The sequence below is a fragment of the Hymenobacter sp. CRA2 genome, from assembly GCF_002007105.1.
Classification (GTDB): domain Bacteria; phylum Bacteroidota; class Bacteroidia; order Cytophagales; family Hymenobacteraceae; genus Solirubrum.
Map to the genome: position 1 here is coordinate 29,866 of NZ_MVBC01000016.1, position 12,851 is coordinate 42,716.

Annotated in this window: 10 protein-coding genes; 8 read left to right on the top strand and 2 right to left on the bottom strand. The window is 63.6% G+C overall.

The genetic code is table 11. From position 1 onward, the window contains the following. Window positions 1–3: 3 nt before the first annotated feature. From B0919_RS20720 to B0919_RS20755, 8 genes are all read left to right on the top strand, one after another. Window positions 4–1,179 carry a BamA/TamA family outer membrane protein gene (locus B0919_RS20720; protein WP_078014207.1) on the top strand — a complete coding sequence of 392 codons (1,176 nt, stop codon included), beginning with the start codon at window positions 4–6 and terminating at the stop codon, window positions 1,177–1,179. Window positions 1,180–1,358: 179 nt separating this feature from the next. Then, a complete protein-coding gene (gene purH / locus B0919_RS20725; protein WP_078014208.1) occupies window positions 1,359–2,939 on the top strand; it encodes a bifunctional phosphoribosylaminoimidazolecarboxamide formyltransferase/IMP cyclohydrolase in 1,581 nt (526 codons plus the stop codon). 184 nt (window positions 2,940–3,123) lie between these two features. Further along, entirely contained in the window at window positions 3,124–4,149 is a 1,026-nt protein-coding gene (locus tag B0919_RS20730; RefSeq protein ID WP_078014209.1) for a rod shape-determining protein, read from the top strand. Window positions 4,150–4,245: 96 nt separating this feature from the next. After that, window positions 4,246–5,169: a rod shape-determining protein MreC gene (gene mreC / locus B0919_RS20735; RefSeq protein WP_078014210.1), complete on the top strand. Its 924-nt coding sequence runs from the start codon at window positions 4,246–4,248 to the stop codon at window positions 5,167–5,169. After that, window positions 5,169–5,693 carry a hypothetical protein gene (locus tag B0919_RS20740; protein ID WP_078014211.1) on the top strand — a complete coding sequence of 175 codons (525 nt, stop codon included), beginning with the start codon at window positions 5,169–5,171 and terminating at the stop codon, window positions 5,691–5,693. The genes mreC and B0919_RS20740 overlap by 1 nt, the downstream gene beginning before the upstream one ends. A gap of 163 nt (window positions 5,694–5,856) precedes the next feature. Continuing rightward, window positions 5,857–7,704, top strand: a complete 1,848-nt coding sequence (gene mrdA, locus B0919_RS20745) for a penicillin-binding protein 2 (protein ID WP_078014212.1) — start codon at window positions 5,857–5,859, stop codon at window positions 7,702–7,704. Between the two features lie 20 nt (window positions 7,705–7,724). Further along, entirely contained in the window at window positions 7,725–9,017 is a 1,293-nt protein-coding gene (gene rodA, locus B0919_RS20750) for a rod shape-determining protein RodA (RefSeq protein WP_078014213.1), read from the top strand. 96 nt (window positions 9,018–9,113) lie between these two features. After that, window positions 9,114–10,415, top strand: a complete 1,302-nt coding sequence (locus B0919_RS20755) for a hypothetical protein (protein ID WP_139362296.1) — start codon at window positions 9,114–9,116, stop codon at window positions 10,413–10,415. On the opposite strand, the gene B0919_RS20760 is transcribed toward B0919_RS20755, so the two are convergent. Further along, on the bottom strand, window positions 10,377–11,495 hold the full coding sequence (locus B0919_RS20760) for a hypothetical protein (protein ID WP_078014215.1): 1,119 nt from the start codon (window positions 11,493–11,495) through the stop codon (window positions 10,377–10,379). The two genes, B0919_RS20755 and B0919_RS20760, sit on opposite strands and share 39 nt — an antisense overlap. A gap of 12 nt (window positions 11,496–11,507) precedes the next feature. Beyond that, complete coding sequence (locus B0919_RS20765; RefSeq protein WP_078014216.1) at window positions 11,508–12,836, bottom strand: hypothetical protein; 1,329 nt, start codon at window positions 12,834–12,836, stop codon at window positions 11,508–11,510. Between the last annotated feature and the right edge of the window lie 15 nt (window positions 12,837–12,851).

A 12,851-nucleotide genomic window follows, 5' to 3' on the forward strand; every position in this document is an offset into this window, starting at 1 on the left:
CCGATGTATCCTCGATTTTATTACCTGGCAATAAGTGGGTTGCTGCTGACCGCCGCAGCGGCTACGCAGGCCCAAACCCTGCCACCGACCAGCACTCCCGAAACGCCATCGGATGTGCCCGTGCCCGCGGCGCCCCGTAAGGAGCGGCGGGTGAAGGTGGCGGCGCTGCCCATCGTGTTTTCGCAGCCCGAAACCGGCATTGCCTACGGCGCGGCTGTGCTGCCCGTGTGGCGCTTTGGTACCGATACCACCACGCGCAAATCCACTGCCCGCCTGCTGGGCTACTACACGCAGCGCAAGCAATCCAGCCTGTCCCTGACGTACACCGTCTTCACGCCGCACGAACGGTTTATCCTGGGCGGGGAGGCCTTTTACTTCAACTTTCCCTATTACTACTACGGCATCGGCAACAACACGCGCAAGGCCGAGAAAAGCGACATCTCCTACAAAGTCATCATCGTCACGCAGCGGGTGCTCAAGAAGCTGCGCCCGCACACCTTTGCCGGCCTGGGCTTCCGCCTCACCGACCTGCACCACATCCGCCTCGACGATGACTCGACCGACGACCGAACCCGGCCCAACCTGCTGCTGCTGCGCGACCCGCGCGAGCGGCAAACCACCCTCACCGCGGGCCTGGGCCCCACTTTTCTCTACGACAGCCGCGACAACGTACTAAGCACCTACCGCGGCAGCTACCTGGAAACCAGTGCCCTGTTTATGGGCCGGTACCTCGGCAGCGACTACCGGTTTTCGCGCTTCCTGCTCGATGCGCGCCACTTCCGCTCCCTGCGCAAGACCGACAACCGCACCATTCTGGCCGGGCAGCTGCTGGCGCAGTTTCACACCGGCAAGGTGCCCTTCCGCGAGCTGGCCAACCTGGGCGGGGAGAAGATGATGCGCGGCATCTACGAAGGCCGCTTTCGCGACCGGCAAGCCGTGGCCGCGCAGCTGGAGCTGCGCCAGCAGCTGTTCTGGCGGCTAGGCGCCGTGGTATTCGGGGCCGCTGGGCAGGTGCACGACCAACTCGACCAGTTCCGACCCAACGACTTCAACGTAGCCGCCGGAGCCGGCTTGCGCGTGGCCGTGAACCGCGCCGACCGCCTGGCCATCCGCATCGATTACGCCGTGGGCTCGGGGCAGTCGAGCGGGCTGTACTTTGCTTTCAACGAGGCGTTTTAGCTGGGCCAATACCCTGCTGGGGCCCGCGTGCCGTCCGAGAGGTAGAATGCGTGCAGCCGGGCACTAGTATCAGGCACAAACAAGTGCGGTAACAATTCGGTAATACAGGCGGGGCCGCCGCTCCCGGCCGCGCGGCCTACCTTCGCGGCGCGTTTCACCCCCAAACCTTTCTGTTTGCCATGAGTTCGTCCCCGTCGTCATCCGCCACTCTGGAGCCGACCACCGCGGAGCGTTTGCCCATCCGCGGGGCCCTGGTTTCCGTGTACTACAAAGACCGGCTGGAGCCGCTGGTGCGCCTGTTGCAGCAGCACGGCGTGCAGATGTATTCCACCGGCGGCACCCTAAAGTTCATTCAGGAGCTGGGCCTGGACGTGACGGCCGTGGATGCGCTGACGGGCTTTCCGGAGGTGTTCAGCGGCCGCGTGAAGACCCTGCACCCGAAGGTATTCGGCGGTATTCTGCACCGCCGCCACGAGGCCGGCGACGTGCAGCAGGCCCAGGAGCACCAGATTCCGCCCATCGACCTGGTCATCGTTGATCTGTACCCCTTCGAGGAAACCGTGGCCAGCGGCGCCACGGAGCAGGACGTCATCGAGAAAATCGACATCGGCGGCATTTCGCTGCTGCGCGCCGCCGCCAAGAACTTCCGCGACGTGCTGGTGGTCAGCTCGCGCGACCAATACGCCGCCGTCACGGAGCTGCTTGAAGCGCAGGGCGGGGGCACTACCCTGGAGCAGCGCCGCCACTACGCCGCCGCCGCCTTCCAGCAGACTTCGCACTACGACACGCATATCTTCAACTACCTCGCCCAGGGCACCGATGTGGCCGGCACGGCGCTGAAAGTCAGCGAAGGCCCAGCCACGCCGCTGCGCTACGGCGAGAATCCGCACCAGCAGGGCACGTTCTACGGCGACCTGTCGGCCCTGTTCGAGCAGCTGCATGGCAAGCAGCTCAGCTACAACAACCTGGTGGACGTGGACGCGGCCGTGCTGCTGATGCAGGAGTTCCAGGACGGGCAGCCCGCCGTGGCCATTCTTAAGCACACCAACGCCTGCGGCGTGGCCCAGGCTGCTACCCTGCACGAGGCCTACGTCAACGCCCTAGCCTGCGACCCGATTTCGGCCTTCGGTGGCGTTATCATCGTCAATAAGGAAGTTGACGCGGCCACGGCTGAGGAGCTGAACAAACTCTTCTTCGAGGTGCTCATCGCCCCAGGCTTCGCGGCTGACGCCCTGCCGACGCTGCAGAGCAAGAAAAACCGCATTCTGCTGCGCCAGAAGCCGGTGCAGTTCCCCGCCAAGCAGGTGAAAACGCTGCTCAACGGCTTCGTGGAGCAGGACTTCGACCGCGTGGTGGAAGGCCGCAACGAGTTCCGCGCCGTCACGGAAACCACCCCGACGGCGGAAGAAGTGGAAGCGCTGGAATTTGCCCTCAAAGTCTGCAAGCACACCAAGAGCAACACCATCGTGCTGGCCAAGGCCGGGCAACTGCTGGCCTCCGGTGTGGGCCAGACCTCGCGCGTGGATGCCCTGAAGCAGGCCATCGAAAAAGCCAAATCCTTCGGCTTCGACTTGCAAGGCGCCGTTATGGCCTCGGACGCCTTCTTCCCTTTTCCGGACTGCGTAGAAATTGCCGGTGCCGCCGGTATCCGCGCCGTGGTGCAGCCTGGCGGCTCCATCAAGGATCAGGATAGCATCGATGCCTGTAACCGCCTCGGCATGGCCATGGTGCTGACGGGCGTGCGCCATTTTAAACACTAAGCGACGAGCAACTTAGCCTGAAAAAGGCCCGGCCGGCACACTACCGGCCGGGCCTTCGTCGTTTAGGGCGCCCGCCTCGCCGAAGGCCAATACGAAAGGGTTGGCCTTCGGCGAAGGTTGCTTACCTTTGCGCACCTTTTTGCAAGCGCGCAACCCGCGCTGTTTCTTTTAATTGCCGCACTCAATGGGATTCTTCAATTTCCTGACCAGCGACATTGCCATCGACCTGGGAACGGCTAATACGCTCATCATTCACAACGACAAAATCGTGGTGGATGAGCCGAGCATCATCGCGAAGGACCGCACTACCAATAAAGTCATTGCCGTGGGCCGGCAAGCGCAGCAAATGCATGAGAAGACCCACGACAACATCAAGACCATTCGTCCGCTGAAGGACGGCGTCATTGCCGACTTCCACGCCGCCGAGGAAATGATCAAGGGGCTGATCCGCATGATTGACACGCGCAGCCGCTTGTTTCAGCCTTCGCACCGCATGGTTATCTGCATCCCCTCGGGCATTACGGAGGTAGAGAAGCGCGCCGTGCGCGACTCCGCCGAGCATGCCGGGGCCAAGGAGGTGTGGATGATTCAGGAGCCCATGGCCGCCGCCATCGGCATCGGCATCGACGTGGAGCAGCCCGTGGGCTCGATGATCATTGACATCGGGGGCGGCACTACCGAAATTGCGGTTATCGCCCTGTCGGGCATCGTCTGCGACCAGTCCATCAAGACGGCCGGCGACGTGTTCAACCAGGACATCCTCGACTACATGCGCCGCCAGCACAACCTGCTGATCGGCGAGCGAAGCGCCGAGAAAATCAAAATCGAGGTGGGCGCGGCCCTGACTGAGCTGGAAACCACCCCGCCCGACTACGAGGTGCGCGGCCGCGACCTGATGACCGGTATTCCGAAAGTTATCAAGGTGACTTCGGCCGAAATTGCCATTGCCCTGGACAAGTCGGTGGCCAAAATCGAGGAAGCCGTACTGAAGGCGCTGGAAATTGCCCCGCCCGAGCTGTCGGCCGACATCTACGACAACGGCATTCACCTCACGGGCGGCGGCGCCTTGCTGCGCGGCCTCGATAAGCGCTTGGCCGCCAAGACCAAGCTGCCCGTGCACGTGCCGGAAGACCCGCTGCGCGCCGTGGTGCGCGGCACCGGCGCGGCCATCAAGAACATCACCGGTTTCCGCAGCGTCCTGCTTTCCTAGAAATGAGAGGTGAGACATGAGAAGTGAGATGGATGCCCCGCGCGGCCGGGCGTCAGTCTTACTTCTCATGTCTCATTTTCTCATGTCTCCACCGCCATGGGTAATCTGCTCGCCTTCCTCTTCCGCTACCGGGGTGCCCTGGTATTTGCGTTGCTGGAAGTCGTGAGCCTGATTTTGCTGGTGCGCAACAGCTCGTACCAGCGGGCGGCGTTCTTCAACTCATCGAATGCCTACGTAGGGCGCGTGCTGGAAGTGCGCACCCAGATTTACGACTACTTCCGCCTTGTCGACGTGAACCAGGCCCTGGTGGCCGAAAACGCCCAGCTACGCCGCCAGCTCTACCGCTCGGACCAGGCTGGCCGCATGCCCGATAGCCTGCGGGCCACGGGCGACTCCACCGGTACCCGCCTCGGCCCCGATACGGTGCTGCTGGGCATGCAGCCCCTGCTCACGCGCGCCGCCGATTACCCGCTTATCCCGGCCCGCATCGTCAACCAGACGCTGCGCCGCGTGGATAACTACCTGACCCTGAACGCCGGCACCGCGCAGGGTGTACGGCCGGGCATGGGCGTGCTCAGCGCGGCGGGCGTGGTGGGTCGGGTGCGGCAGGTCAGCGAGCATTACGCCACCGTCACCTCGGTGCTGCATTCCAAAACCAACATCTCGGCCAAGCTGCGGCGCGACGGTACCTTCGGCACCATCAAGTGGCTGGGCGAGGACCCCACGCACGTCATCCTCGACTATATTCCGCGCCAGAACAAGCTGCTGCGCGGCGACACGGTGGTCACGTCGGGCTACAACCAAGTGTTTCCGGAAGGCGTCATGATTGGCACCGTCGATTACTTTGCCAAGGAGCAGGACAAAAATTTCTCGACGGTGCGCGTGAAGCTGGCCGTTGACTTTTCAAAGCTAACCTACGTGTACGTAGTCGGGCCCCAGCCGCGGGCCGCCGAGCGCGACACGCTGGAAGCCCGCTCGGGGCTGCGCGCCGCCGGCGAGGAAGGAGGGGAGCAACCCTAATGGGCAACGCGCTGCAACTGCTGCTTTCGGCCCTGCGCTTTTTCCTGTACGCGGGCATTCACGTGCTGCTCATCAGCCGGCTGGCCCTCTTCGACGTAGGCTGGTGTTTCTTTTACTTGGGCTTTCTGCTATTTCTGCCCATTGCCACGCCCGTGGTGCTCACCTTGCTGCTCAGCTTCCTGATGGGCTTCACCATGGACCGCTTCTACGACACGGGCGGGGTGCACGCCGCGGCCGCCTTGCTGCTGGGCTACCTGCGGCCCTGGGTGCTCCGCCTGCTCACCCCCCGCGACGGCTACGACGCGCAGGACGCGGTGAACATCCACCAGATGGGCTGGCAGTGGTTTCTGGTGTACCTGATGCTGCTGGTGAGCATTCACCACTTTGCGTTTTTCTTTCTGGAGCTGGGTTCGTTCTCCGCCGTTGGCCTGACGCTGCTTAAGATTCTGGCCAGTACCTTGTTTACGGGCGTTACCATGCTCATCGTGCAGCTGCTCACGTTTCCGGCCCGGCGCAGGCGCTGAACTTTCGCTCGGCCGGACATCGTTTCCGGGGTCAGATTGGGAAACGGCTGATTCAAAACGAACGGCTGTTTGCCCGGTTGCTGGCAAGCGACGCCTTCATGCAGTACCTTTGCGGGCTGATTGCATTCGAGGCAGTCAACTCACCTTCAGTTCGTAACGCGTCTTGCAGTACTTAGAAGGCCGCAAATTTGTCGTGCTGGGTATTTTCCTGGCGGTGGCGTTGGTGTTTGCGGTGCGGCTCTTCCACATTCAGGTGCTCGACGGCAGCTACAAGCTAGCGGCCGATAAGAACACGCTCCAGCGCATCGTGCAGACGCCGTATCGCGGCGTCATCTACGACCGGAACGGGCAGATACTGGTGCAAAACACGCCGGTATACGACCTCATGGTCATTCCGCGCGAGGTAAAGAAGCTGGATTCGGCCCGCTTCTGCCAGCTGCTGCAGATGCCCCTGCAGGAGCTGCGCGACGGGCTGCGCGCGGCCAAAACCTACTCCCGCGGCAAGGCCTCGCCCCTGGTGCAGAACCTCTCGACGCAGGAGTTGGCCGCCATTCAGGATAACCTCATCGACTTCCCGGGCTTCAGCATAAAGCCCCGCATGGCCCGCTCGTACAAGACGCAAAACCTGGCGCACGCCCTGGGCTACGTCGGGCCGGTGTCGCCGACGATGCTGGAGAAGCCCAAGTACGCCAAGTACGTGCCCGGTGACTTCCTCGGCATCAGCGGCATCGAGTCGTACTACGAGAAGGAGCTGATGGGCCGCCGCGGCGTGCAGTACCGCATGGTCAACGTGCGCGGCATCGAGAAGGGCGCTTTCCGCGACGGGGAGTTCGATACGCTGTCGGTAGCGGGTCAGGATTTGCACCTGAGCATCGACCCGGAGCTGCAGAAATACGGCGAGTTCCTGATGCAGGGCAAGAAAGGCTCGGTGGTGGCTATCGACCCGAAGACCGGCGAAATTCTGGCTTTCGTTTCGGCTCCGTCGTTCGACCCGGCCATGCTCACCGGCAAGGGCTCGGGCAACCGCTACATGGAGCTGCTGCGCGACACGGCCCGGCCGCTGTTCGACCGGCCGCTGGCGGCGGCCTACTCGCCGGGCTCGGTGTTTAAGCTCGTCAACGAGGCCATTGCTTTGCAGGAAGGCGTGGTGACGCCCCAGACGGGTTTTCCATGCAACTGGAAGCTGGTGCGCTGCACCCACCGCCACGAGTACCCGGCCAACCTGACCCTGGCCACCAAGAACAGCTGCAACCCGTACTTCTACCAGGTAATGTTTGCGGCGCTGCGCCAGGGCCGCTCGCCCAGTAAGTACGAGGACGTAGCCATCGGCCTGACGGAGTGGCGCAAGCACGTTACCTCCTTCGGGCTGGCCCAGCACCTAGACGTGGACCTGCCCGGTGAGCGGATGGGGCTGATTCCGTCGCGCAACTTCTACGACAAGCGCTACGGCCATCACCGCTGGACCTACAAGACCATTTATTCGTTGAGCATCGGGCAGGGCGAGGTGCAGGTGACGCCGCTGCAGATGGCCAACCTGATGTGCATCTTCGCCAACCGCGGCTACTACTACGCTCCGCACTTCGTGCGCTCCGTCGGCAACGGCGGCCCGCTGCCGCGCTTCCGCGAGAAGCACTTCACTTCCGTGGATCAGCGGCATTTTGAAGATATCATTCCCGGCATGCAGGCGGTGGTCGACGGCCGCGGCGGTACCGGCAACTACGCCTCCCTGCTCGACGTGGGCATTTCGGTGGCCGGCAAAACCGGTACCGTGCAAAACCCCCACGGCGAGGACCACGCCACCTTCGGCGCCTTTGCCCCAGCCGAAGACCCGCGCATTGCCATTTCCGTGTTCATCGAAAACGCCGGCTTCGGTGGCTCTTCGGCCGCGCCGCTGGCCGGGCTGATGATGGAAAAGTACCTGCGCGGCAAAGTAGCCCCCTGGCGGCAGCGCTGGGAAAACTGGTTGCCCGGCTCCGCCGACCGTTTCGTGACTCACCGCAACCGCCGCTAGGCGCCGCACTTCTTCGCCGCATGTCCGCCACCGTCCGTTACTCGCGCAGCATCGATTGGGTCACCCTGCTCATCTACATCCTGATGGTGGGCGTGGGGCTGCTCAACGTGTACGCCGCGTCCTACTCGGCCGAGGTGCCCTTCTCGCGCGTGTTTTCCGCCGACTGGAGCGGGCTGATGGCCTTCAACTGGTTTAAGCAGCTGGTCTGGCTCGGCGTGGCCGTGGTGCTCATCGTGGTGCTCGTGGTCATCGACTACAAGGCCTACGACACCTTCGCCTACGTGCTCTACGGCGGCATGATTGTGCTGCTGCTGCTGACGCTGGTGGTGGCGCGGCCCATTGCCGGGTCGCGCTCCTGGCTGGAGCTGGGCCCCATGCGCCTGCAGCCGGCCGAGTTTGCCAAGTTCACCACGGCGCTGGCGGTGTCGCGCTTCATGGCGGGCATCAACCTGCGCCAGCAAGCCTTCAAGCAGCAGCTGGTGCTGGCGGGCCTCACCCTGCTGCCGCCGCTGCTCATCATTGCCTCCAACGAAACCGGGCAGGCGCTGGTATTCGGCGCTTTCCTGCTGGCTTACTTCCGGGAGGGCATGTCGCCGCTGATCCTGCTGATTCTGGCCGCCGCCGGCATCGTGCTCATCCTGTCGCTGCTGGTGCCCAAGCTCTGGTTGGTGGGCGCATTTACCGTGATTCTGGCCCTGGTGTTCGTGTTCAATACCCGGGTGCTGCGCCACCATTTGCCGCTGGCCCTCTCCACGTACGCGGTGGTGCTGGGCATGGTCTTCGGCGTCGATTTCTTCTACAACAACGTGCTGCAGCCCCACCAGCGCAAGCGCATCGAGGTGTTGCTGAACCCCTCGGCCGACCCGCTGGGCGTGGGCTGGAACGTGACGCAGTCTAAAATAGCCATCGGCTCGGGTGGGCTGGCCGGCAAGGGCTTCCTGGAAGGCACCCAGACGCGCTTCGACTTCGTGCCCGAGCAGAGCACCGACTTCATCTTCTGCACCGTGGGGGAGGAGTGGGGCTGGCTGGGCACCATGACGGTCATAGTCCTCTTTATGAGCTTACTGGGGCGGGTTATCTTCGTGGCTGAGCGGCAGAAATCCGTGTTTGGGCGCACCTACGGCTACTGCGTCGCCAGTATTATCTTTTTCCACTTCTGCGTCAACATCGGCATGACCATCGGGCTGGCGCCGGTGGTGGGCATTCCGCTGCCGTTTTTCTCCTACGGCGGCTCCTCGCTCTGGTCGTTCACCATCCTGCTCTTCATCCTGCTGGCCATTGATGCCTACCGCAAGCAGGACCTCGTGCGCTAGCGAGTAGGCAAGCCGAACCGTTTCGGCGCTAACTTGCGGGCTATGCCAGCGCCTCCGCCCCAGCCACTTTCTGCCAGTAAAGCTCCCGTAGCGCGGGTGCCCCGGTGGTTTTGGGCAGGACTGGTGCTGTTGCACCTGCTGGCTTTGGGCTACCAGCTCGGGCAGCGCCATTACCTTTTCCCCGACTCCGACCGTTACCTGACCGAAGCCGCCAACATCGGCCGCGCCGGCGAGTTTTACGCCTGGCCGCTCAGCGGGCCGCGCTCGGTCCAGGAGTACACCATTCGGCCTCCCGGCTACCCGCTCTTTCTGCTGCTGACGGGTGGCACGCTGGCCCTGCCCCTGGGCACGCTACTGCTCCAAAACCTGCTGAGCCTGCTGAATCTGGGCCTGATGGCGCAACTGCTACGCCGGTTTCAGCCTTCCGCGCGCGTTTGGGGCGCAGTGCTGGCCCTGATAGCCCTGTATCCGGCTCAACTCATTTATGCTAACGTGCTGATGAGCGAGCTGCTGTTGCAGACCTGCGTGGTGGGCTTGCTCTGCGTGGGCACGGCCTTTCTGGCGCACCACCGGCGCCGTGACGCGCTGCTACTAAGCTTGGTGGCATCGGCCGCCATGTTGATAAAGCCGGTATTCTACCCCTTCGCGGCGGTAGTGCTGGCCGTGAGCATGTGGGCCGCGTGGCAGCGGCGGTGTTGGCAGCTGGCTTTGTTTGGCACAGTGCCGCTGCTGGTGGCGCTGCTCTACCAAGGCTGGAACTACCAGCGCACCGGCTACTTCCACTTTTCGAGCATTGCCGAAATCAACCTGCTGCGCTACAACGTGCGCGGGGTATTGCGCAAAACGCAAGGCACAGAAGCCGCCGAACACTTCGTAGCCGCTACCGTGCGGGCCGGCGAGCAGCAGCCGAGCTTTGCGGCTCAGCAACGCTACATCACCGCGCAATGCGCTCAGGTGCTGCAGCAGCATCCCATGGCCTATGCTGCGCTGCACCTGCAGGGCATGGCCAACTTCTTTCTCGACCCCGGTCGGTTTGATCTGGTGCACTTCCTCGGGTTGCCCGAATCATCAGAAGGCGGCCTGCTGAACCGCTTCAACGCCCACGGTTACCGCGCCATCTGGGAGTACCTGCAGACGGCCCCCATTGCCCTGCTACTGACGCTGGCCCTGGTAGCCCTCGGCAACGTGGTGCGCACACTGGCGTTTGCGCTGTTCCTGTTTGATAGCAAGGCGCCCGCAGCCCTACGGGTGGTAGCGGGCGGGCTGGTGCTCTACGTTGCGGCGCTGACTGGCCCGCTGGGTGCGGCGCGCTTCGCCGTGCCAGTGGCGCCGTTGTTGCTGTTGGGCGTGCCGTTCGCGCTAGCGCGCCTGCGCCGTTTCCGGGCGCGGCGCACCTGACTCGACCAGAGGCGCATCGGTAGCTAAGCTTAAGCGCAGCCAGGCAAAGGCAGGATGATAGGTAATAACCAACGACAGAGCCGCGGCGAAAGCCGGTGCTGCCAAATAGCCCATGCGGCCTAGGTCGCCGGAAAGAAGCATGTGTACCAGCACCACCGCGGCTAAACCCAATTCGGGCCAGCCCAACAGGCCGAACCAGCGCTGGCGCATCGCCGAGCCACCGCGCAGCCCCGCCAGCAGCACCAGCCAGAAGAAGCCAAAGATGCTGAACAGCTCGCCCACGCCCTTGATCGAGAACATGCGGCGCAACGAGTAGCCCAGATTTTCCAAGTGCTCCAAGGCGTTATTTACGCTTTCCTGGGGCGGAGCACCCACTTGCGCATCCACCCAGTGGCGTACCCCATAGGCCAGTCCTGCAGATACGGCGAGTAGGGCTGCTTGAGCCGGCCAGCGCAGGGTGCGTTGCCCGAAAAGCAGCAGCCAGGGCGCCAGAAATACAAACGATTCCTTGGCGTGCGGCCCCAGCACGATGCAGGCCACCAAGGCGGGCACCGAGCCGCTGCGCACCGCGTACAGAGCCAAGGCAAACACCAGCATGTACAGGCTGTCCACCAGCGGTAGGCCGGCAATGTACACGGCCCACCGGCTCGTCAGCACCGCTACCAGGGCTACGGCGGCCGCGCCCGGCGAAGCTCCGTAGAACAGGCACGTGCGGAACATCAGTAGTCCGGCCCCGGCGAGCAGAGCCGTGTTCACCAAGTAAAAAGCCAGGCGCAGGGGCCACTCATTGCTGGCGCGCTGCGGCCACAGGCGGACGTATACTTTCTCCACCGGCCAGGCCACGGCGGCGGCAGCCAGCGGCACCACCACCCGGTAACGGTGTGTGACGCGGACGCCCTCGAACTCGCCGCGGGCCATGCGCAGGTAGCTGCGCGTGTCGGGGGAGTGCGAGAAATCGAAGTGCACGTACATAGTGTAGGCACTGCCCGCCAGTACACCCACGGCCAGCACATACACCAGTAGCAGCTGCCGCCAGCGCAGGCGTGCGTTGCGCAGAACCGAGGCGGCCAGCTCCGTCATGCCGAGGTGGCGTTAGGCAAACTTCCGGTCGATGAGACGCAGCAGCTTGTTGACGTGCTCTTCCTTGCGCACCCACTGGTAGCGCTGGGCCAGGTCTTCCGTCACGTAGCGCTTGGCCGCATCGGCCGAGGGTAGCGCGTCGAGGTGCTCCACAGCGGCGTGGTATTCCATGTTTTCGCCGTTGAACAGCTCATTGATAAAGCTGAAGCGCTGGTTGATGGAAATGGCGCTGCGCAGCGACTCCACCTTCGGCTGGGCCTCCGCCAGGATGGGGTGCGGCGCCGTGCTCGAAGCCAGCTTTTCGTTCAGCGTGCTCGTCGGGCCGGCCGTGGCGGCCAGTTTATCGGCGAGGGTACTGGCTGGGGCTACCGTAGCGGCCAGCGGCTTGGGCCGTTCGGCCGGCACTGGTTCAGGAGCGGGCGAAGGGGAGGGCACCGCTGGCTCGGCGGCTACGGCAACCACCGGCGTGGCCGATGCTGCTGGCACGGCAGGGACGGCTGGCTCCTCTACTTCAATTACTGGTTTAGCTTCAGCTACCGGCACGGCTACAACGGGTGCTGCCGTTACGGCGGGCGTAGGTGCTGCGGGAGTTGCTTCCGACACCGAGACGGCGGCGGGGGCAATAGAAGGCGTAATCGGGGCAGAGGGCGAAGCAGGCACCGGAGCTTGAGCCGCAGTGGCCAATGGCTCCGAAACTGGCGCTAGGCCCTTACGCAAGTCAGTTTCCTGCACCGGCAGCACGGCGTTCAGCTCCGTCAGGAGGGTAGCGAGGGGTTGCTGCTCTTTGAAGTGCGCGTCGCGGTACAGGCGGAAGCGGCTCAACAGAAACTCCCGGTCCTGGGCCAGGTCGGCCGGCAGGCTGTCGATGAAATCCTGGAACAGCGGCTTGTTGATGTCCACGTAGCGCAGCGCATCGCGCAGCTGAGCCGGAGTGGCCGAGAGCTGATCCGATGGCAGTAGCTTATTTTCGAAGGTGGTTACCGGGTCGAGGGCCGTACGCAAGGTGTCGGCGACGGCCTGGGCCAGCAGCGGCTCGTAGGTAGCCCGCGTCAGCCGGATGCGGCGCGAGAGCAGGTTCATGAGTTGGGTGAGGGCCTGGCGCACCGCCGGGTCTTCGTAATCGAAGTACGGGCTGCGCAGGCGCGCCATTTCCTGCGTCCATTGCGCCAGCAGTTGCTGTACCACGTACAAGTTCAGCTGGCGCACTGGAGCCAGCCGGAGCACGGCGGGACCATCAAGCGTAGCGCCCACTGGTTGGGTGGCGAAGTATTGGTCGCAGAGGCGAGCGGCTAGCCGGCGGCCGTAAGCCTGCAGCTGGTCGTTGCTATACGTATCTTGCATCCTCAAAAAAAAGCC

Excerpts from the sequence above, each read along its gene's own strand:
- B0919_RS20720 (WP_078014207.1), top strand. The coding sequence starts at position 4 with ATGTATCCTCGATTTTATTACCTGGCAATAAGTGGGTTGCTGCTGACC.
- purH (WP_078014208.1), top strand. The coding sequence starts at position 1,359 with ATGAGTTCGTCCCCGTCGTCATCCGCCACTCTGGAGCCGACCACCGCG.
- B0919_RS20730 (WP_078014209.1), top strand. The coding sequence starts at position 3,124 with ATGGGATTCTTCAATTTCCTGACCAGCGACATTGCCATCGACCTGGGA.
- mreC (WP_078014210.1), top strand. The coding sequence starts at position 4,246 with ATGGGTAATCTGCTCGCCTTCCTCTTCCGCTACCGGGGTGCCCTGGTA.
- B0919_RS20740 (WP_078014211.1), top strand. The coding sequence starts at position 5,169 with ATGGGCAACGCGCTGCAACTGCTGCTTTCGGCCCTGCGCTTTTTCCTG.
- rodA (WP_078014213.1), top strand. The coding sequence starts at position 7,725 with ATGTCCGCCACCGTCCGTTACTCGCGCAGCATCGATTGGGTCACCCTG.
- B0919_RS20760 (WP_078014215.1), bottom strand. The coding sequence starts at position 11,495 with ATGACGGAGCTGGCCGCCTCGGTTCTGCGCAACGCACGCCTGCGCTGG.
- B0919_RS20765 (WP_078014216.1), bottom strand. The coding sequence starts at position 12,836 with ATGCAAGATACGTATAGCAACGACCAGCTGCAGGCTTACGGCCGCCGG.